Origin of the sequence: Sphingomonas sp. NFX23 (genome assembly GCF_049887795.1) — a bacterium.
In the GTDB taxonomy this organism is placed as follows: Bacteria; Pseudomonadota; Alphaproteobacteria; order Sphingomonadales; family Sphingomonadaceae; genus Sphingomonas.
The window spans coordinates 552921-573252 of record NZ_JAGEKH010000004.1 but is presented as its reverse complement, the minus strand read 5'-3'; the positions used below and the strand labels follow the sequence as shown (position 1 = coordinate 573252).

Here is a 20332-nt window from a genome sequence, read left to right as displayed (position 1 = left end):
ATCGGCAATCCGTTTCTCTGCCATGCGTGTACGGGGAGCGGCACGGTCGGGCGCATCCAGCGGAGACCGACACGGCAGCGATGACTTGCCGTGCAGGCCCCCCAGCAAGCGCCTAGTCTCGCATGAATTCCGCAAAAACATCGCGCCAATCCGCATGCCAGCGGGACAGGGCGGGGCGGTTTTCGATCACGTCCCCCGCCGCCCACGCTATGCGCTTCGCATCCTGTTCGGACGTTGTCTCGTTGTCCGGGCACAGGATGTAGAAGTCGCCCGCTGCCACGCGGTCCATCATCAGCGCCACGACCTGTTCAGGTGTCCACGCGCCGGGCGGTTTCTCGGCCAGTCGACCAGCCGTCATCCCGGTCCAGGTGAAGCCCGGCACAAGCAGATGGGCACTGACCCGACTTCCGGTCCGTTCGCGCAAACTGTGAGCAAGGCCTTCAGTTAGCGCTTTCACCCCGGCCTTGCTGACGTTGTAGGCGGTGTTGCCGGGCGGCTGCGTGATGCCCTGTTTGGAGCCGGTGTTGATGACGAGGGCAGGGGCCTCGCCTTCGACCATGCCCGGGACGAAGGCCTGGACGCCGTGGATCACGCCCATCAGGTTGACGCCGAGCACCTCGTCCCACTTTGATGGGTCGGCAAACACGTCACCGCCCCCGCCGATGCCGGCGTTGTTCATCAGCACCGAGACGGGACCGTGACGGTCGACCACCTCCTTTGCCAGCGCAGCCATCGCGGCACGATCCGCGACGTCGGCGGACAGCGCAATTGCGCCGTCCATCGACGCCGCGGCCTGCTCCAGCGCCTCGCCGGAACGGTCGACCAGAACCACCCGCATGCCCGCGTCCGCAAAGGCACGAACAGCGGCCCGTCCAATGCCGCCGGCCGCTCCCGTGACGACCGCAAGCTTGCCCGGTGCGATCGCCGCGAAAGACGGAACGCTCACGCGTCGATGCTCGCCATCGAGGCGTCTGGGTAGCGGGTCCCCTGCGCTGCGCCGGGTGGGAGAATGTCATCGATACGGGCGAGATCGGCATCGCTCAACTCCACGTCGAGCGCGCCTAGATTGTCCTCGAGATACTTGCGCCGCTTGGTACCCGGGATCGGCACGATATCCTCACCCTGGTGCAATACCCATGCAAGCGCCAGTTGGGCCGGCGTGGAGCCCTTGTCCGCCGCCATAGTGCTGATCGCTGCGACGAGGTCGAGGTTCTTCTGGAACGCCGCGCCCTGAAAGCGCGGGTGGTTGCGGCGCGTGTCGCCTGCGTCGAGATCGTCGGGTGTCTTGAACTGGCCTGTAAGAAAGCCGCGGCCAAGCGGGCTGTACGGCACGAAGCCGATCCCCAGTTCGCGCACCGTCGGCAAAATCTGGTCCTCGACGTCACGGCTCCACAGCGAGTATTCGGTCTGCAACGCGGTAATCGGGTGCACGGCATGCGCTCGGCGGATCGTCGCGGGGGCAGCCTCGGACAGGCCGAGATACTTGACCTTACCCGCGCGAACGAGGTCGGCCATTGCACCGACGGTCTCCTCGATCGGCACGTCGGGGTCGACGCGATGCTGATAGTAGAGATCGATGACATCGAGTCCGGTCCGCTTCAGGCTTGCGTCGCAAGCCGACCGCACATAGTCGGGGCGGCCGTTGATCCCCTTGAAGCTGCCATCCGACCCGCGGACGTTGCCGAACTTGCTCGCGACCACGATCCACTCGCGGCGCTCGCGTACCACGCGACCGACCAGTTCTTCGTTGGCGCCAACGCCGTACATGTCGGCGGTGTCCAGGAACGTCACGCCGAGATCCAGTGCGCGATTGATCGTCGCGATGGACTCCGTCTCGTCGCGGCTCCCGTAGAAGTCGGACATGCCCATGCAGCCGAGACCCAGCGCGGAGACTTCGAGGCCTTGCTGGCCCAGTTTGCGGGTTTCCATCAGATCAGTCCTTGTTGGCGGGCAATATGATTGTCGGGCGAAGGGTTACGGTCTGCGGAATTGCGAAGGTTCGTCCCAAACGTCGGCGGCCGTGAGCAGGACTGGGGGCTCCCCGCCCAGCCGGCTGACGAACTCGCGTCGCGCGATACGGTGTATATCGGACTCGAATTCCCCATACGTCTCAATCGCGGTATCGCTGTCGATGCCGTCGAGGTCCGGGTCGATGAACTCCGCCAACGCCTCGCTCGTGATCAGGAACTCGACCATGCCAAGGTCCGTGTGGCCGAGGAACAGGACGCCGTGCCGTTCGGCGAGCCATTCATACTCGCCCGGCTCGAAGCGAACGCTCGCAGACGCCATGGCTCAGCCCTCGTCGTTTGCGCTAGGCAGCCGCTCGGCCAGCGCGGCGATACCGTCGCCAGCGAGGGTTGCATGGGCCGCACCGTCGATTTGCAAAGGGTGCTCCGGCGTAAGCACGGCAGCGTCGCGATGCTCGGGATCGAGCGTCATCCACGTACGCACAGCGCCCTCCAGGCTTGTTACCTCGGCGAGGTTCTCGTTCCCACGCGGCACATTCTCCAACGCAGCACTCATCCGCCAGTCGATATCCGGCGTCTTCGCATCGTCGCCCCAAGTCGCTTCCGTCATGCTCAAATTCCAAATTGACCGGGAGTGCCGGCTTCCTGAGGGCTAAAGCGCTCACCTTCGAAGGCTGGTTCCAGGTAATTCGCATATCAGTCGGACGGTTCACGTCGGCGGTAGGTCCAAGCCACGACGTAGTCCAGCATGAGCTATTGGAAGCCGACGGCTGCGGGTGTCGCCTGCTGGCAGGCGCAGGGGAACCAGGGGAACAACTGGGCGGCTATTGCTGTGCCTCGTCGGACGCAACCGTACCCATCGTCATCGCCAGCAACGACATGCCGCGGTGTTCGTGATCCAGCTTCAGAAGCCTGACCCAGTGCGCGATATGCTTCCCGGCTGCCTCACCTGCCTTTCGCAGATGCTGCGGGGTCGAGAGATCCGTGTCGTTTTCGATTACCGCAGCGATCGACAGCGCGAAGAAGTCGATGATGTCATCTGCAATCAGTGCTCGATCCGGGGAGTTCGCGGCGAGATACTGCATTACGATGGGCGCGATAACCTGGAACAGGTCGATCTTGGCTTGGTCGTCCACCTTCATCGTGTTTGCGGTCATGCTCGTCTCCTCCGTTCCTCACCTGTACCGTTCGAGACTGGGGGGCGAAAGGCGCAGGCCATCGGTCCCACTAAGATCGAAGGCGCGATGATCCGCCCACAAGAGAATAGCTTTGCCGCAAAGTCTTAGCGATTGGCCGGGCGCCTCGAACCGGGAACGGTTCGGCGATCATCGTTTCCGCAACCGCGATCGGCGCCGTTGTCGAGCGGGTAGAAATCGCCGAACCAGTGGAGTGTCGCTACACGGGCGTCAGTAAATTGCCGCTCAGTTGGAGTTGCTCGATGTCACGACGCGGAGGAGCACCGAACAGGCGCGCATATTCGCGGTTGAACTGTGACGGGCTTTCATAACCCACGGCAAAACCTGCGCCGCTTGCCGTCGTGTTCCCTGACAGCATCAGGCGTCGTGCCTCCTGTAGCCGCAATTGTTTTTGATACGCTAACGGCGTCATTTTCGTCACTGCCTTGAAGTGTTCGTGGAGTGACGACGGGCTCATACCCGCGGCGGTGGCGATGTCCCCGATGCGGAGCGGCCGATCGAACCCGGTGCGGATCGTCGCGATAGCGCGGCTGACCTGATTGAGGTGGCTGTCGGCGACTGCCATGTAGCGAAGTGCAGCCCCGTGGGGACCCACGAGCAAACGGTACAGGATCTCCCGTTCGATCAGCGGCGCTAGCGCAGCGATGCTGTCCGGTCGATCCAGCAGACCCATCAGTCGGCACGCCGCGTCGACCAGATCGTCGTCGCTGCGATATACCGCGAGCGCCGGCAGATCGGCTTTCGGCGCCCGGCCGCCTTCCGCCAGGATGAGGTCCGCCAGCACGGACTGGTCGATGTCGATCTTGCAGCAGAGGTACGGCGTGTCACGATCCGCCTGGACGACGTGTCCGACGAGCGGCAGGTCGACCGAGACCAGCAAATAATGGGCGGCATCGTAGAGCAGGCTCTCTCCGCCGAGCGAGACTCGCTTGGCCCCTTGGGCAATTATGCAAAGCGACGCGTCATACACGGCTGGCAGGGGCACGGTCGGCTCATCGGCCCGGAACAGCGACAGTCGATGGATTGGCGTGCTGACCATGCCGGTTCTCGGGACATGGCGCGCAACCAGCGTGGCGAGGTCTGCGATCGTACTCATCATGGGACTGTGTCCGCTGCCAGCCATTCTCACAAGCGGAGGTGAGGTCGTTTCGGAGGATCGTGCAAGGATTGCGGAAGATCGGTCTCACGCTGGTCGGCAGTCCGGTTCCATCTGTGCGCAGCCTGCGAGGCGACACGAAAGGAACCATCATGAACGACGTCATCGACAAGACAGTGCTGATCACCGGCGCCTCAAGCGGTATCGGCGAGGCCACCGTGCGCGAACTGGCGGGCAGGGGCGCGCGCCTCTTCATCGGAGCGCGCAGGACCGATCGGCTCGAAGCGCTGGCGGCCGAACTCGGCGCCAACGTCGCGTGGCAGGTGCTGGACGTGACCGACGCGGCAAGCTTCGCCGCGTTCGCCGATGCGGCTGAAGCGCGGTTCGGGCGCGTTGACGTACTGATCAACAATGCCGGCGTGATGCCGCTGTCGCCGCTCGCTGCGCTGAAGCAGGACGAGTGGACGCGGATGATCGACGTCAACGTTCACGGCGTGCTGAACGGGATCGCTGCCGTGCTGCCGCGATTCATCGCGCAGAAGGCGGGCCACGTCGTCAACGTCGCATCGATCGCCGCGCATTTCGTGATGCCGAGCGCCGCGGTCTACTGCGCCACCAAATACGCGGTCTGGGCGATCACGGAAGGATTGCGCCAGGAGCATGATGACATCCGCACGACGATCATTTCGCCCGGCGTCGTGGCAACCGAGCTGGGCAACGACATCACCGATCCGGATATTGCCACTGCGCTGACCACATGGCGGCAAAAGTCGCTGACCCCCGACGCAATCGCACGCGCGATCCGCTACGCTTTGGAGCAGCCCGAGGGGGTGGACATCAACGAGGTCATCGTCCGCCCGACCGCAGCCGGCATGTAGGCGACGGTGCCAAACTCCGTCCGGGCGGACTTTCTGTCCCCCGGACTGGTCAGGTGGACGACCGTCTCGTCAATGGGTCAGCCAGAACCATTGGCGACAGTCCGGGTTGGAGAATGCGGATCGTCGCCCGGCATGATCGGCCCCAAAAATCAAATTATCCGTGCCTTATTTCGCAGGTCGGGGCGAAAGCCAGCCGCCATCCGCTAGCCAGTCTTGCAGGCGATCCGGCCAGTGCAGAATCGAGATCCGGTTCGACTCGTCGAGATTAAACGCATGGCCACTGTCGGCATACATGTGAAGTTCCGCCGACACGCCACTCTTGCGCAACTGTTCGTAGAGCGTGACCGTCGGTGCCGCGCAGCAAGGATCGCGGCTGCCGGCGACCAGGAACGCTGGGGGCGCGTTGTCGATGGCGGTCGCTGGGATGCCTCGCGGTCCGGGGAAGACCAACACTTGGAAATCGGGGCGAGCGGACTGACGGTCGATCGGATCGGCAGGTCGACGCTCAGCAGGCTCGGGATTGTCCGCGATCAGTGACACGAGTTCGCCGCCTGCCGAAAAGCCCATCGCACCGACGCGCGACGGATCGATGCCATAGTCTGCGGCATGCGCCCGGACCCAGCGCATCGCGCGCCGCGCGTCGTCCGCAGCATCGCCTTCGACCGAATATTTCGAGCCTGGCTCGTTCGCGAGGCGATATTTGAGCACGAACGCTGTCACCCCCATGCGGTTCAGCGCGGTCGCGACCTTCGTGCCCTCGTTCGTCCATACGAGTAATTTGTGCCCACCGCCGGGCATGATCACGATCGCGGCTCCGTTGCGGTTCGCTACGTCGGCGGGAAAGGCGAGCAGCGACGGATCGTGGATGTTGCGGACCCAATAGTCGCGGCCGATCTCCGCCTCGCCGCGGCGTGCCGCCGAACCCGGCGCGCCGTTGGGCCAGAGCTTGATCGCGGTGTAGCGGGGCGGCTGCTCCGGCGCCGGATCCTGTCCAGCCAATGACGTGGTTGCGAAGGTAGCGGAGGCCAGCAGCGCAATGGCGGTAAAAAGGGTGCGCATCACTTCACCTCCGCAGTCACCGCCATCGCCATCGCCGCGAAGCGGATCGGGCTCAACTGGTTCTGGTCGACGATGACGCTCAACCCCTGCGTCTCGAGCGTTTCGGCAGGGCTCACCGTCAGCGATTGCGCGTATGTCGCGCTGGAATATGCACAGAGGCTTACCGAAGCGAGGGCGGTGGCGATGCTCTTGCGGGACACACGTCTCTCCTGTCGAATATCGTGGCCGGTGGCGCGCTTAGTTGCGCGGCTCTCCGGTGGAACTGTCATAAAACTCGTGAGAGGGAGTTTACTGCGCCGGTTTCAGCCAGCCGTGCATCGCCATCCAGCGCGTGAATTCATCGAACCAGCCCGTGCTCGTGGTGGTCTTCGGGTACATGCCGAAGCCGTGACCGCCCTGTTCGAACAGGTGGAACTCGACCGGGCGCTTGGCCGCACGCCAGCTGTCGATCAGCCCATAGCCGCCATTGCCGAAGAAGGGATCGTCCGCCGCGAGCGCAACGAACATCGGCGGCGCGTCGGCCGGCACCGTCATCGCGGCGAGCGGACCGTAGATGTTCCCGATGAAGGCCGGCTTCGCATCCTGTCCGGCGACGGTCGTCGCCATCGTCAGCATCGCACCTGCGGAAAATCCGACCATGCCGATGCGGCTGGGATCGACATGCCATTCGCCCGCACGCTTGCGGACCGTGGCGAACGCTGCCCTCGCATCCGCGATCTGCGGCGCAAGGCCTGCCATCATCGCAGCGGCGTTCGGACGTGGCGGGCGCATACCCTGTGGCACCGGTCGCGCGAATGTTGCAAGATCCTGTGGTGTCGGGTTCAGGCGATACTTCAGGACGAAGGCGGCGACGCCTCTGGCGGCAAGTGCACGCGCCACGTCCCAGCCTTCGTTCTGCATCGACAGCGTCTGGAATCCACCGCCCGGTGCGACGATCACCGCCGTTCCAGTGGCCTTGGCGGGATCCGGCAGGAAGGGGGTTAGGGTCGCGACGGTGACGTTGCGGGCGAACACGCTGCCATATTGGCTGTGCCACGCCTCCGGTGCGGTCGCCCCCGGGAGTTTACCGGTACCAAGCGCGATGGCGTCGGGTTGCGCCGGAGTGGCGATAGACGCCATCTCGTCGTTCTGTGCCAGTGCCGGCGTGGTCGAGGCAATCATCAGGCTGGACAGGCACAGAAGCGGGTGTCCCACCCATCGACGAACGGCGTTTATGCGGAACCCGAATCCCATAGTCGCTCTCCCATTTTATCGTTCTTTTCGTGACGATATCGATAGCGCTACCACAGTACAATAGGTTCTGAACAGGTTTCCCCGGTAACCCGTCTACCCTGAATACTGACGAGAGTTAGAGTGCTCGGGATGACATGATCGCCGCCATGGGAGCCGTCCCGATGGTAGGACTTGGAAGGCATCAAAGGTCCACTGAACATCTCCCCCCAAGGTCATCGCGCGTTGCGAACGATCTCCTGGTCGACTCCCAATATTCAGCAGTGTTGATCATTGCGATGACGCAAAGCGGCGGCTAGCGCTGGTTTGTAATCCATAGAAAGGCCCTGTGATGCTCACCAAGCGCGCGTTTGTAGGAATGCTGATGGCGGGCGCCGCTCTGCCGCTGATCGACCCACAGATCGCCATGGCGGCAACCGGGACCGCCGATGACGACGCGCGGCTCCTGCGCTTTCTCGACGCCGCGTTCGATGCGAGTGTCGCGCTCAGTCCCGAGACACAGACTAGCCTCGGCCTGAAGACCAACTACGACAGGCTCGACGATAATACCGACGCTGCCGCACGGCGCGCACAAGCTTTGCAGGATGCGCAACTCGCCGACCTGCGACGCGGCTTCTCGGTCGATCGGCTTGGACCCGATGCTCGGCTGAGCTATCGATTGTTCGAAGCGCAGGTCGCCACGGATCGCCGCCAGTTCGCGTTCCGTGACTATGCCTTCCCGGTATCGACGAACGGCAGCCCGGCGGGCAATATCCCGGTTTTCCTCATCAACCAGCACCGCATCGCCACGGTAGCCGACGCTCACGCCTATGTGGCGCGGTTGCGTGATTCCCTGCGCGTCATGCGCGAGGTCGCCGCAACCATGCGCAAACAGGCGGCCAAGGGTATCGTGCCGCCAAAGATGGTTTTCACGCCTGCCCGTGGCGATGCCCGCCAAGTTATCACCGGAGCGCCGTTCGATAGTGGCGCGGACAGCAGCCTGCTCGCCGATTTCAAGGCGAAGGTCGGCAAGCTTGGCGTATCCGAGAGCATCAAGGCGGCGCTGATCGCGGATGCGGTAGCGGCATTGAAAGGGCCGTTCCGCCAAGGCTTCGACATACTCTTTGCCGCGCTCGACGAGATCGAGCCACTCGCCAAGGGCAATGACGGCGCGTGGAGCCTGCCGGGCGGCGACGCCTATTATCAAGCGCGGCTCGCCTATTACACGACCACCGACATGACAGCGGAGCAGATCCACCAGCTGGGGCTGGATCAGGTACGATCGATCCACGCCGAGATGACGGCGGTCATGAAACGGGCGGGCTTCACCGGATCGTTGCAGGATCTCTTCGTGGCGCTGCGGTCCGATCCGAAGTTCAAATACCCCAACACCGATGCTGGCCGTCAACTCTATCTCACCGACGCCCGCGCGGCCATCGCGCAGACCATGGCCGCCGCGCCCCGCTTCTTTCGCCGACTGCCAAAGGCGCCGCTGGAGGTACGCGCGGTCGAGACGTGGCGACAGGAAACTGCCGCGGTGGCGTTCTACGATCAGCCCGCCCCGGATGGCTCGCGGCCCGGCATCTTCTACGGCAATCTAGCGGACATGACGCAGGTGCAGAAGACTCAGGTCGAGGGGATCGCCCATCACGAAGGCGCGCCGGGGCATCACTTCCAGATTGCTCGCGCACAGGAGCTGACGGGCGTGCCGAAGTTCCGCCGCTTCGGCTATTACGGTGCGTATACCGAAGGCTGGGGCCTGTACTCGGAACGGCTCGCCAAGGAGATGGGCGCCTATCGCGACCCTTATTCGGAACTGGGGATGCTGGCGTTGCAAGTGTGGCGCGCGTGTCGTCTGGTGCTCGACACGGGCATGCATGCCAAGCGTTGGAGCCGCGATCAGGCGGTCGCCTATTTCACCCAGAATGCACCACTCTCGGCACGCGACGTGGTCAAGGAAGTAGATCGCTACATCAACAACCCTGGCCAGGCGACGAGCTACATGGTGGGCCAGCAGCGTATATCGGCGCTCCGGCATAAGGCGGAGACCGCATTGGGCGCGCGCTTCGACATTCGCGATTTTCACGAGGTGGTGCTGGCGCATGGCGCGCTGCCGCTCGAGGTGCTGGCGGAACAGGTCGATGCCTGGATCGGGGTGGCCTGAGACCTACGCCAAGGCTACCACGCGGCGAGGGGCGGATCGACGAACCTCGCCGCTTGATTAGCGATACAAAGGTCAGAGTTTGATGAGGCCAGACCGGCACGTGAGTTCTGGGACAAGCGCCTGAACGCCTGTATTTGAACACGCATTGACTACGATCAATGGAGCACGCGTAGTGGGTTATCCCGCAAAATCGAGCTATCGCTGCTCGCCTGCATGCTGATACTAAGCGGTCAAACGAGACGGCGACGGAAAGCTCCACGGCATTGACGGTCAATCGGCGACATATCGCCATCATCGCGCCGCCAACGGCCGGGCATATCAATCCGCTGGTGGCATTGGGAACATCGCTCGTCGAAGCAGGGCGTAGAGTCACGATAGTCCATCTGGCCGACGTCGCCTCGCTAGTGCCCAACGGTGGTGTCGGTTTTGCGGCGCTCGACCACCCGGCGGACTGCAAAGGCTTGTTGGCAGCATATTACCGGAAGCTGGCGCAGCCATCGGGCCCTGTCGGACTGACCAGGATGATCCGCGGCACGGCGTCCATGACGGAACTGCTATTGGAGGCTCTTCCAGCGGCACTGTCGAAGCTCGGGGTGGATGCGGTACTCGCCGACTCGGTCGAGCCTGCGGGTGCGCTGGTGGCACGACATCTCCGGCTGCCGTTCGTAACTGCCGTCACCGGCTTACCCTTGCTCCGAGAGCCAATGGTGCCGCCACCGTTTCTCGGGTGGGAATATCGTCCAACTGCGGCAGGCCTTCGTCGCAACAATGGCGGGTACGCCGTCAGCGACCTACTGATGCGGCCGATCGCGAAAGTCGTGTCGTCCTATGCGCGCCGGTGGAAGCTTGACCCCGACCCTAGGCATCAATGGTCGGACCGACTGCACGTCGCACAATGCCCGGCAGGCCTCGATTTTCCCCGTACGGCATTGCCACCGAGCTTCCGATACGGCGCGCCGTGGCGGCTGGACGAACCTTACGTCGATCTTCCGGAAGACGATGGCCGACCCCTGATATTCTGTTCGCTGGGATCGTTGCAGGGGGCACGCCGATCGTTGTTCGCCGCGATGACGGCTGCCTGTGCCGCGGTCGGCGCTCGTGCGGTGGTCGCGCATGGTGGCGGGCTGAGCGAGGCCGAAGTCACCTCGCTACCCGGGAGACCCCTGGTGCGGGCATTCTGGTCTCAGACCCGTATCCTGCCCAAATGTTCGGCGGCGATTTTGCACGGCGGGTTCAATACCGTGCTGGACGCACTGGCCGCCGGCGTTCCGATCGTTGCGGTACCGCTGGCATTCGAACAACCCGCCACGGCCGCGCGGCTGAAGCGGATCGGGGCGGCGCGTATCGTATCGCCCGGCGAAGCAGACAAGGGCGGTCTCGAAGCGGCGTTGCGGCTCGTGCTGTCGGATCCATCGTACCGCCACGCGGCAAATTTGCTCGCCGCTGAAATGGCGGGGGCCGGGGGCGCTGCCGAGGCTGCCGCGCTGGTCGATTCGGCCCTCTTCGACGATGTCGACGCTATGCCGGCAAGGCTGAGTCCATTAGATGGGGAGCCCGCCTGCGCCGCGTAATGTGGCGGCTCGCAATGATGGCAGGTGGTGCGAGAAACAGCCCCATGATGACGTCGACCCCGTAGTGACCGCCGAAGACCGGCGTCGCGACGATCGTAAGTATCGCCCATACCCGGCCCGGAACCGCAAGCCGCGGCATCGCGCCGAACGCCCAGATGAAGATGGCGGCGAGCGTCGCATGGAAACTGGGAAAGCTGACGATTCCCATGAGCATCGTGAGATCGAGCACGCGTAGCGACCCATCGCGAAGCCCAGATATCAGCCCCTGTTCAAGCCAGGCTATGGATGGCCAGAGATGTGCGTACCTGGACGGATCGAATAGATTGCCCATCGCCGGAGTAAGGCCCGAAATCAGTATCGTGACGAAACCGGACAGGATCGCGGCACAGACCATCGTCCTCAGGGTGTCGAATTTCCCCATGCCGCTCAGCGCTACGATGACGACGATCATCTGCAAGGTTAGGCTGTGATACGCCAGTCCAAGCAGCCAAATCACAGGAGGGGATTTGTCGAGCAACGCCAACACGACCGGCCAGTTGAAACCGATCGCGCGATCGGCGGCGGCTAGGCGGGCATCCCACAACTGCCCTGCGTTTGCTGCCAGGGCATACGCCAGAACGACGCCTAGCACCGTGAACAGCGTCATTTGGAGAAACGCTCGCGCGCCGGCGACGAGACGCGGCCGCGCGGTGTACTTGCCGATCGCCAGCCCGAGGGCGAGTGCCATCACCGCTGCCATCGCGGGAGCCGCTCGGATCGGATCCACAGTGAAGCTGTGATGATATTGGGCGACGAGGAAGCTCATCAACATGGCCCCGATTAACACCCAGGAGGGAGTCTCTCGGTGGTCGGCGCGGAACAACAGGGCAGTCATACCGGTCGAACGCAGCGTGCCACCTTGCGGTGCCCGGACAGGTCGATTTCGACCACATTACATGAACATCGCACGATCCGGAGGCGACGTGGTCCGGAGCGCAGAATGGCATCGCCATCACCGGCTGAGGATTTTTTGTCACGGAGCGCCCTCGCATAGCCGGCAGGTAGCGGTTATGTGTGCATCATGCTGAATTCGCTGCACCCGTTCATCGTCATTTCGTGCGATCGAGCAAAGTGACCTGGTTCGAAAAACTCGCGATCGTCGTCTTCATGGTGTTGTTCATGGAGTGCTTCGCGTGGGCGGCGCATCGTTACGTCATGCACGGCTGGGGCTGGGGCTGGCACAAGTCGCATCACGAAGATCACGAGGGCTGGTTCGAAAAGAACGACCTGTATGCGGTCGTCTTCGCGGTCGTGCCGATCGTGTTGTTCGTCGTCGGGCTCTGGTGGGAGCCGTTGTGGTGGGCAGCGCTCGGCATCACGGTGTACGGTGGCATCTATGCCTTCGTGCACGACATGCTCGTGCACCAGCGCGGCGGCTTCCGCTGGGTGCCCAAGCAAGGGTATTTCAAGCGCCTGTTGCAAGCGCACCGCCTGCACCACGCGGTAGAGGGCAAGGACGGTACCGTCAGCCACGGCTTCCTGTTCGCGCGGAAACCTGCGGTGCTGAAGGCACAGCTGCGCGCGAACGCCGATCCGCAGCGACGCGCGGTACGTGCTGACCAAACCGGAAACCTCGTCTCGGCAGACGCGAAGAAGTGAGCGTGACGGTTCGCCAATCGGAGGCCCTGCGGCATCAGACCCGTGTCGGCGTGTCGCTGTCCGCCGCGATCGTCGTAGCGTGGCTGGCGATCCACATAACCGGCATCTTTTTCTGGCGATGGAGCCCGGATGTAATTCCCTTGGCCATCGTGATGGTCATCGTCCAGACTTGGCTGAGTACCGGATTGTTCATCGTCGCGCATGACTCGATGCACGGTGCGCTGGCGCCCGATCGACCACGCCTGAACCGGGCGATCGGCGCGACCTGTCTGTCGCTCTATGCCTGCCTGTCTTACGCATCACTGTTGCCGCAACATCATCTGCATCACAAGGAAACCGGACGAGCGGGGGACCCCGATTTTCACGGTGGCGATCCAAGTCTCAGCGGCTGGTTCCTGCAGTTCTTCAAGACCTATTATTCGCACGGGCAGATCATCCGGATAACCGTGGTCGCGCTGATCTATACGCTGCTGCTCGGGGCACCGCTCGGCAACATCGTCATCTTCTGGGCATTGCCGGCCCTGGGTGCCGTGGCGCAGTTGTTCGTGTTTGGGACGTGGTTGCCGCACCGGGAGCGCGCGACTCCTTTCGCGGACGCTCACCGCGCACATAGCATCGACGTGGGCCCGGTATTGTCGCTGCTGACCTGCTTCCACTTCGGCGGCTATCATCACGAGCATCATCTTTCGCCGGGAACGCCGTGGTGGGGGCTTCCGTCGCGGCGCCGCGCTCTTGCCGGGCGAGCCGCCGATCACAGAGTCGTCGAGGATCACGCATGACGCTCGCCATCATTCTCTCCGCCGTCGCAATGACCGTCATCGTCGGCGTTCGCTATCTCCTTGTGTCGGGCGCGTTCGCCTGGATCACGGTACGCAAGCATCCGGGATTGTACCTCGGGCTGGACCCGCAGGTCCGTCGCGAAATCATCTGGAGCCTCGCGTCCGCAGCGCTTTACGGGATCCCGGCGGGCGTCGTCGCCTGGGGATGGCAGCATCATGGCTGGACGCAGGTATATTCCGACATCCACGCCTATCCGCTCTGGTACCTGCCCGTATCGGTTTTCCTATATCTGCTGCTGCACGATGCCTGGTTCTACTGGACGCACCGCTGGATGCATCGTCCGAAACCGTTCAAGCTGGCGCACGCGCTGCATCATGCCAGCCGCCCTCCGACGGCATGGGCCGCAATGGCGTTTCACCCGATCGAGGCGCTGACCGGCGCGGTGGTCATCCCGCTGCTGGTGTTCTTCGTTCCGATCCATATCGCCGGTCTTGGCATCGTGCTGACGATCATGACGGTGATGGGAGTCACGAACCACATGGGATGGGAGATCTTCCCGCGTTTCATGTGGTCTGGCCCGCTGGGCGGGTGGCTGATCACGGCCAGCCACCACCAGCGGCACCACGAACTCTACGGCTGCAACTACGGCTTGTATTTCCGCCATTGGGACCGGTTGTGCCACACCGACCGCGGCGTCGGCGATTTCACGAAAGAGCATGCGCGCGCGGCACGTCGCGTTGAAGTGGCGAACTCCTAGCCGGATCGATGGACGGGCGTCGAAGCGCCCGCTCGCTCGTCAGTTGATCGGCACACCCCCGGTGACCGCGATCACTGCACCGGTCATGTAGCTTCCCTCCGACGACGCGAGAAGGACATACGCCGGAGCAAGCTCGGCCGGCTGTCCCGCGCGACCGAGCGGGGTATCCTGGCCGAGTTTTTCCAGTTCCTCCGGCGACTTCGCGATGGGCTGGATGGGCGTCCAGATCGGGCCGGGCGCCACGGCGTTGACGCGAATACCCTTCGCAACGAGCAGATTAGACAGCCCGACCGTCAGGCTGGAGATCGCGCCCTTGGTCGCGGCGTAGACGATCATGCTCTTGGTCGCGACCTTGGCCTGCTCGCTGGTGGTGTTCACGATCGCCGACCCTGGCTTCATATGCGGCGCCGCGGCCTTCGCCAGACGGATCATCGCGAACACGTTGGCCGCGAAGGCGCCCTGCATCTCATCGTCGTCGATGCTGTCGAGATCCTCGTTCATCGTCTGCGCTGCGGCGTTGTTGACCAATATATCGATCCCGCCAAGGTCGCTGACGGTCCGCTCCACCAGCGCGACGCAGTGATCGCGGTAGCGAATGTCGCCCGGCAGCAATACGCATCGCTGTCCTGCCTTTTCCACCCAGGCGCGTGTATCTTCGGCGTCTTCGTGCTCGACGGCGAGATACGAGATCGCGACGTCCGCGCCTTCACGTGCATAGGCGATGGCCACCGCCTTGCCGATGCCGGAATCACCGCCGGTGATGAGCGCGACCTTCCCCTTCAGCAGCCCCTTGCCGACATAGCTTTCCTCGCCGTGGTCGGGCTTGGTCTTCATGTTGGAGACAAGCCCGGGGCGCGGCTGCTGCGGTTCACCAGGGAAGCTCGTCGGGTGGCTGGTGCGCGGATCATCGGTCATGGAAAGCGTCCTGCTGTTCGGGTCGCTGAAGGAACGGTCCTCCGATCGTTAAGTGCCGCCTACGTCGAAGTCCGTTGATGATGACCGATCGATCGTCGAGGCCGGTGTACTCAGCGGATATCGGCGCGGCGGGTGGGGGCGTGAAAATCCGCGGGCTTGTCGGCGATCCAGCGCAAGAAGCGACTGATATCCGGGCGTGCTTTCAAGACATCGAGGTCCGCGAACTCCGTCGCCAGATCCTGGTTCGAGACGCTGGCATGAATGATACGGTGACAGATCGGATGAACCGGCATGACCTCCGTACCACCCCGGCTTTTCGGAATGCGGTGATGCCATTCCACCTTTCGCCCCAAGGGCCGCTCGCACAGCCCGCATCGCCCGGCATCTTCGGCAGCGATCGTCCGCGCCTCCGCCTCCAACAATCCTGCCATCCGCTTCACACGTCCGCCCATGGTTCGAATATGGTGAATCGTGGAGGAATGACTAGCAGGTACAGTGGCTTATCAGACGAACCGTGACATGTTTCGCCGGAGGGCTATCCACCAGAAGTAGGTAAAGCCCCGGGCCTTATGGCGCAGCCGAAACCAGTAAAACCGTTTGATGCCGGCATGCGTCTTCACAGGCCGCGTCCAATCGAAGCGAACGGCAAGGATATCCTCGACGACGGCACGAAGCGCGCGTCGGTCGGAGACGAAATACTTGGCGTACAGCGCGCCGTCGCCAAAGCTGTACCCTGCGAGCAACCGTGTCTCGTCTTCAATATCACGGCGACCATGGTGATGATCGACGACCATCAGCGGGTCATAGAGCACCGCAACGCCGAGGCCTGCGGCACGAAACAGGAAATCCGTATCCTCCGCGGAGACGAATGGCCCGCCCGCCCCGAACCGTTCGTCGAAGGATCCCGTCAACCGCGGGACATCCGCGGTGAACGCCAGATTTGCCCCCATGATGAACCCGCCCGGAAACCCGTGCGACGGCGCGACCATGGGATGGTCTTCTAGCTTGATCGTGACGGGGAGATCGGCCGGGTTGCCGAGCAGGATGCGACCGCCGATGATCGCCGGCCCGTTGGCCCTTTCGAACGCGGCGCAGACGGCCGCGAAATAGTCTTGATGCAGGACGCAGTCGTCGTCCGTCATCGCGATCATTCGCCCGGTGCACCGCGCAAGCCCAGTATTTCGCGCGCGGGCGAGCCCAGGATGCGGTTCGTGGACGAGGTGGACCGGGAAAGTCTGTCGCGAGCGCCATTCCGTTAGTCGGTGCGGCGTGTCGTCGACCGAGCCATTGTCGACCAGGACGACCTCCACGGTCGTGTTTCCGGCATACGCTGCCGCGCTCTCCACGGACTCTAGCGTAGCCGCCAGCGAGCCGGCGCGATTGCGCGTGCAGACGAGCAGGCTGACGTCGATGGCGGCAGTCACCGCGCGCCGACGAGCTGCTTGGCAAGAACCATGGCGTGTTCGATCGTCGAGGCCCTCGTCACGATTGCGTCCGGGGCAGGCCAGGCGGCGAGATATGCGGCGATCTTGCCGTAGTCGTTGTCGAGAACGACGTGCGGAATTCCCAGGAGGTCGGCGAGGATGTGACCGTGCAGCCGGTCCGTCACGACAACCCGCCCCTGCGCGAGCAATCGCAGTCCGCGGTCGACACGTGCGACGGCTTGGGCTTCGCGTGCTTTGGCATCGACTCCGACCGGTAGATCGGCATCGTCCCACAGCCAGTCGACGACGGTCGCAGTATCGGCCGATGGTACCGCATAGCCTTGCCGCTCGTCATCGGTGCGCATCAGCATCAGCACGTCGCATTGGGCCGCGTCGCGCGATTGCTCGCCGAGCGCATACGCCGAGTCCGGGGCGAGGTGTGACGGGCAGATCAGATGCTTGCGGGCGAAGTCCAGGCTGCGGGTATCGCGGACGTACAGGACGAAATCCGGATGGTCTCCGACCAGCGCGGCGAACCGATCCACTTCGGAAGGCACGCGAAAATGGATCGACTGCGGTAGCTGCACGACCGGTCGGTCGCGGACCCTTGCCAAGATATCCTCGCGAAACCGCTGGTGATGCGGCCAGATGTCGCCAAGGTTGCCGCCGCCATGCAGGAACAGCACGCCGTCGGGGCAGACACTACGAAAGGCATCGAGATCGAAATCGTGCCAGGTCGAAACGTAGCACGGATCGCGGTCTGTTATCTCCCGCAGCATCGCCAGTTCGCCGAGCCAGATCGCGCTGTCGCCGACGTTCGCATGGTCCGGAAAGTCGACCAGCGCATAGCGAGAACCAAGCTCGACATGCGTCCGGTATAATGCGGAGAGCAGCGCGTGCTGCTCTCCCAGATGGTCGCTGTTCGTCATGCGACCCGCCCTTGTTCGTGACCGACCACGTCACGGTAGAGGTCCTCGCATCGATCGAGCCACCGATCACGGGTAAAGGCCGTCTCGACCCGATCGCGTTGCGCGGCGCGGGGTCGTTGGATAGCCGCCGTGATCGCGTCGGCAAGCGCGGAAACATCTCCGGGTGGTGCGAAACACCCTGTCTCGCCGATGACCTCGCGTAACGCGCCGCGGTCGAATGCCGCCACGGGCAGACCGCATGCCATCGCCTCGACCGCGACCAGGCCGAATGGTTCGTCCCAGCACGGCGTGAACACGAACACCGAAGCGCGACCCATCTCCGCCGCAAGCGCCGATGCATTTAGATGTCCGCCATAACGAATGCGGCCGTCCAGCAGCGGCGCGACGTCGGCTTCCCAATAGTCGCGATCGTCGATTGGACCGAACAGCGTGAGCGGGACGCCGCCCATCCGAGCCGCCTGCGCTGCGCGATGTGGCGCCTTGTCCGGCGTCATCCTGCCGCACCAAACCGCGCTGCCATCGCCTCGCGCGACGAACGGCCACGCGTCGAGGTCGATACCGTTATGCAATACCGAGGCTTCACACGGCGGGCCGTCCGGCCACCAGGCGGCAAGTTGGTGTGCCGAGGTCGCGGTCAGGCGGTGGGTCGGCGCGACGCTGGCGTGCACGAACCAGCGCAGCGCGTCGTAGGGCGGGACGTGCAGCGACGTGACGGTCGGGACCGCCGCGGTCCGCGCCGGCTCGAGCGGGAAGCGGTGCAGGCTGTTATTGTGCACCACGTCGAAACCACCGGCGGCGATCCGGTCGCAGGCAGCGGCATAGCCGTCGTCGAGATGCGCGATCAGCGGCACGAAACCACGGTGCTCGGCCCCCGGAAAGGTGCGTTCGTAATGCTCGGGGATCACGGCATCGATCGTAAATCGCGGATCGCTGTCCCCTGAGGCGAACAGCACGACGTCGTGGCCGCGCGCCTGGAGACCCGCCACCAGATGCCAGCATTGCGATTCCATCCCGCCAGCAAAGGGTTGGGCGATAGGCTGGCGGACATGGCAGAGGACCGCGATCCTCATTCGGCCGCCGCGGCTCTCTCGCTTGCCGCCAATCGGTCTTCGAGCAGGCGAATAACGGTCGCGGTATTGGCATAGGGCTGATGGCTCTGCTGCCCGGTCAGCGCGAGATCGGCGGCGTCGGGGCGGCGCAGGATGCGGATCGGCCGACCTGGGGTCGGATCAATCAGGCCCATCAGGCGGAATGCCTGAAGCCAATGGCCCATCGTCCGGTAGCCCCATTTGGTCTCGAACAGCTCGGCGTTACGCACGACGCTGTCGAGATGGTGCACCGGGGGCATGTGGTGCGGATGATATTGGTGATAGGCCAGACCGCCCTTGATCCACGCGATCTGCACGCCGGCCTCGTCGAGCGCCTTGCCGAAATCGGTATCCTCGCCGCCATAACCGACATAACGCTCGTCGAAGCCGCCCAGACTTAGGAACGTCGTCCGCCGCATCGCGAAATTGAGCGACCAGAAACAGCGATAGTCGGTGCAGATCTCGATGCCCTGCGGCGGGGGACCGCGGCGGTCCGAATGCTTTACCGCGATCTCGGCGAACCGGTCATACTGCCAATCGCCGTCGGTCGCGCCGCCCGGCAGGTACAGGACCTCGCCCATCAGCAGCCCGTCGAACGTGTCGAGGAACCCTGCGTAATCCGCCAGCAGCGTGGGCGTCGGGATACAGTCCATATCGAGGAAGACGATGACGTCGCCGGTCGCCGCGCGGGCCGCGACGTTACGTGCGGAGGCGAGGGGAAGGGCGTCGGCGACGACCTGCATCTGGCGGATCGGGAACGGCGCCTCTGGCAGGTCGTACAGGTCGTCCTGCATCACCGCGACGATCAGCTCGGTCGGCGGCAGCGTCTGGCGCACCAGCCCACGGACGACGTTGACGAGATGGTCTGGACGCCCCTTGCCCAGGGTAACGACGGAAACTTCGGTCATGATGATGGCTCTGCTTGGAATTGGGGACGCGCGGCGGTGGTGGCCGGTCGATCAGAACGCTTGGAGGGGGTAAAAACGTTCCTCGACGATCCGCTCGGTCCGCTCGGTCATCGCTTCCACCCCACCGAACTGGAAGCCGAGCTGCGACGTGTACGCGGCACAGGCGGCGATCCGACGTGCGCGTGTCTCTGGCGTTAGGTGTTCGATCACCGCGGGCATGGCGGCAACGCGGTCTTCGCGATCGGCATAAGGCCAGTCTTCCCATAGCAACACGGTGTAATCGGCAGAGGACCGCCGGATCGCCTCCAGAACGACGTGATGGTCGACATGGTTGCCAAGGCACAGTGGCCCGAGGACGAGATCAGGCCGTTCCGTCGCGAGAAGCTCGGCTAGTGAAGCCGCGACATCGACGACGATCCGGTCGTCGGGCAGCCGTGCCGCGAACAGCATCTTTGCCAAGGTGTAACCACGGTGCGGCGCCTCCAGGAACGGCAGATGGATCGCGCGCGCACCAAGCGCTTCGCACGCCACGTGATCCTCGGCACGGCGCAGCGCCATATAGTCGACGTCCGCGCCAAGCCCCTTGTCGAGCTGGCACGCGAGCGCGAACCCGGTCGGCTGTGCGACGTTGCCGGTAAAGCACGTCGCGACGGTGACATCCCAGCCCTCGTCGACGCGCGACGCCAGCAGCCCGCCGGCGGAGAAGGCGGCATCGTCCAGATGCGGCGATATCGCTAGCAGCTTCATCGATCG

General features: G+C 63.9%; 23 protein-coding genes. 6 read left to right on the top strand and 17 right to left on the bottom strand.

Translation table 11 applies throughout. The features are described from left to right. Positions 1-112: 112 nt before the first annotated feature. The 6 genes from J4O76_RS13460 to J4O76_RS13435 all read right to left on the bottom strand — a co-directional run bounded on the left by J4O76_RS13460 (position 113) and on the right by J4O76_RS13435 (position 4259). On the bottom strand, positions 113-946 hold the full coding sequence (locus J4O76_RS13460) for an SDR family NAD(P)-dependent oxidoreductase (RefSeq protein ID WP_426282361.1): 834 nt from the start codon (positions 944-946) through the stop codon (positions 113-115). Then, positions 943-1929: an aldo/keto reductase gene (locus tag J4O76_RS13455; protein ID WP_426282360.1), complete on the bottom strand. Its 987-nt coding sequence runs from the start codon at positions 1927-1929 to the stop codon at positions 943-945. The genes J4O76_RS13460 and J4O76_RS13455 overlap by 4 nt, the downstream gene beginning before the upstream one ends. A 45-nt stretch (positions 1930-1974) precedes the next feature. After that, positions 1975-2289, bottom strand: a complete 315-nt coding sequence (locus tag J4O76_RS13450; RefSeq protein ID WP_426282359.1) for a DUF1488 family protein — start codon at positions 2287-2289, stop codon at positions 1975-1977. 3 nt (positions 2290-2292) lie between these two features. Beyond that, positions 2293-2577 (bottom strand): hypothetical protein, encoded by a 285-nt coding sequence (locus J4O76_RS13445; protein WP_426282358.1) that lies wholly within the window; start codon positions 2575-2577, stop codon positions 2293-2295. A gap of 214 nt (positions 2578-2791) precedes the next feature. Further along, positions 2792-3124, bottom strand: coding sequence for a hypothetical protein (locus J4O76_RS13440; protein WP_253070324.1), 333 nt, complete (start codon positions 3122-3124; stop codon positions 2792-2794). Positions 3125-3362: 238 nt separating this feature from the next. Continuing rightward, positions 3363-4259 carry an AraC family transcriptional regulator gene (locus tag J4O76_RS13435; RefSeq protein ID WP_426282455.1) on the bottom strand — a complete coding sequence of 299 codons (897 nt, stop codon included), beginning with the start codon at positions 4257-4259 and terminating at the stop codon, positions 3363-3365. 152 nt (positions 4260-4411) lie between these two features. Here J4O76_RS13435 and J4O76_RS13430 point away from each other — a divergent pair, with 152 nt between their 5' ends. After that, positions 4412-5137 carry an SDR family oxidoreductase gene (locus J4O76_RS13430; protein ID WP_426282357.1) on the top strand — a complete coding sequence of 242 codons (726 nt, stop codon included), beginning with the start codon at positions 4412-4414 and terminating at the stop codon, positions 5135-5137. A gap of 165 nt (positions 5138-5302) precedes the next feature. Here the strand turns inward: J4O76_RS13430 and J4O76_RS13425 are convergent, their stop codons facing one another. The 3 genes from J4O76_RS13425 to J4O76_RS13415 form a co-directional block, all read right to left on the bottom strand. Continuing rightward, entirely contained in the window at positions 5303-6196 is an 894-nt protein-coding gene (locus J4O76_RS13425; RefSeq protein ID WP_426282356.1) for an alpha/beta hydrolase, read from the bottom strand. Continuing rightward, positions 6196-6396 carry a hypothetical protein gene (locus tag J4O76_RS13420; protein WP_426282355.1) on the bottom strand — a complete coding sequence of 67 codons (201 nt, stop codon included), beginning with the start codon at positions 6394-6396 and terminating at the stop codon, positions 6196-6198. The genes J4O76_RS13425 and J4O76_RS13420 overlap by 1 nt, the downstream gene beginning before the upstream one ends. Before the next feature lie 88 nt (positions 6397-6484). Next, positions 6485-7357: an alpha/beta hydrolase gene (locus tag J4O76_RS13415; RefSeq protein ID WP_426282354.1), complete on the bottom strand. Its 873-nt coding sequence runs from the start codon at positions 7355-7357 to the stop codon at positions 6485-6487. A gap of 427 nt (positions 7358-7784) precedes the next feature. Between J4O76_RS13415 and J4O76_RS13410 the strand changes: the two genes are divergently transcribed. Together J4O76_RS13410 and J4O76_RS13405 are read left to right on the top strand one after the other, a co-directional pair. Then, positions 7785-9569, top strand: coding sequence for a DUF885 domain-containing protein (locus J4O76_RS13410; protein ID WP_426282454.1), 1785 nt, complete (start codon positions 7785-7787; stop codon positions 9567-9569). A 263-nt stretch (positions 9570-9832) separates the two neighbouring features. Further along, the gene (locus J4O76_RS13405) at positions 9833-11140 is read left to right on the top strand and encodes a glycosyltransferase (RefSeq protein ID WP_426282353.1); all 1308 of its coding nucleotides are present in this window, start codon (positions 9833-9835) and stop codon (positions 11138-11140) included. Here the strand turns inward: J4O76_RS13405 and J4O76_RS13400 are convergent. Beyond that, positions 11088-11945 carry a phosphatase PAP2 family protein gene (locus J4O76_RS13400; RefSeq protein WP_426282352.1) on the bottom strand — a complete coding sequence of 286 codons (858 nt, stop codon included), beginning with the start codon at positions 11943-11945 and terminating at the stop codon, positions 11088-11090. The genes J4O76_RS13405 and J4O76_RS13400 overlap by 53 nt on opposite strands. A 305-nt stretch (positions 11946-12250) precedes the next feature. Between J4O76_RS13400 and J4O76_RS13395 the strand changes: the two genes are divergently transcribed. The 3 genes from J4O76_RS13395 to J4O76_RS13385 are packed head-to-tail and all read left to right on the top strand — an operon-like array spanning position 12251 to position 14315. Then, complete coding sequence (locus J4O76_RS13395; protein WP_426282351.1) at positions 12251-12778, top strand: sterol desaturase family protein; 528 nt, start codon at positions 12251-12253, stop codon at positions 12776-12778. A gap of 2 nt (positions 12779-12780) precedes the next feature. After that, positions 12781-13557, top strand: a complete 777-nt coding sequence (locus tag J4O76_RS13390) for a fatty acid desaturase (RefSeq protein WP_426282350.1) — start codon at positions 12781-12783, stop codon at positions 13555-13557. Beyond that, positions 13554-14315, top strand: a complete 762-nt coding sequence (locus J4O76_RS13385; protein WP_333922156.1) for a sterol desaturase family protein — start codon at positions 13554-13556, stop codon at positions 14313-14315. The genes J4O76_RS13390 and J4O76_RS13385 overlap by 4 nt, the downstream gene beginning before the upstream one ends. Before the next feature lie 39 nt (positions 14316-14354). Here the strand turns inward: J4O76_RS13385 and J4O76_RS13380 are convergent, their stop codons facing one another. The 7 genes from J4O76_RS13380 to J4O76_RS13350 all read right to left on the bottom strand — a co-directional run bounded on the left by J4O76_RS13380 (position 14355) and on the right by J4O76_RS13350 (position 20326). Continuing rightward, complete coding sequence (locus tag J4O76_RS13380; protein WP_426282349.1) at positions 14355-15230, bottom strand: SDR family oxidoreductase; 876 nt, start codon at positions 15228-15230, stop codon at positions 14355-14357. A 110-nt stretch (positions 15231-15340) separates the two neighbouring features. Beyond that, positions 15341-15661: an HNH endonuclease gene (locus tag J4O76_RS13375; protein ID WP_426282452.1), complete on the bottom strand. Its 321-nt coding sequence runs from the start codon at positions 15659-15661 to the stop codon at positions 15341-15343. Between the two features lie 72 nt (positions 15662-15733). Beyond that, positions 15734-16654, bottom strand: a complete 921-nt coding sequence (locus J4O76_RS13370; protein ID WP_426282348.1) for a glycosyltransferase family 2 protein — start codon at positions 16652-16654, stop codon at positions 15734-15736. Further along, on the bottom strand, positions 16651-17583 hold the full coding sequence (locus J4O76_RS13365; RefSeq protein WP_426282347.1) for a polysaccharide pyruvyl transferase family protein: 933 nt from the start codon (positions 17581-17583) through the stop codon (positions 16651-16653). The genes J4O76_RS13370 and J4O76_RS13365 overlap by 4 nt, the downstream gene beginning before the upstream one ends. Beyond that, positions 17580-18653 (bottom strand): glycosyltransferase, encoded by a 1074-nt coding sequence (locus J4O76_RS13360; protein WP_426282346.1) that lies wholly within the window; start codon positions 18651-18653, stop codon positions 17580-17582. The genes J4O76_RS13365 and J4O76_RS13360 overlap by 4 nt, the downstream gene beginning before the upstream one ends. Further along, entirely contained in the window at positions 18650-19579 is a 930-nt protein-coding gene (locus J4O76_RS13355; protein WP_426282345.1) for a galactosyltransferase-related protein, read from the bottom strand. Before J4O76_RS13355 ends, J4O76_RS13360 begins: the two co-directional genes overlap by 4 nt. A gap of 51 nt (positions 19580-19630) precedes the next feature. Then, entirely contained in the window at positions 19631-20326 is a 696-nt protein-coding gene (locus J4O76_RS13350; RefSeq protein WP_426282344.1) for a PIG-L deacetylase family protein, read from the bottom strand. Positions 20327-20332: the final 6 nt, after the last annotated feature.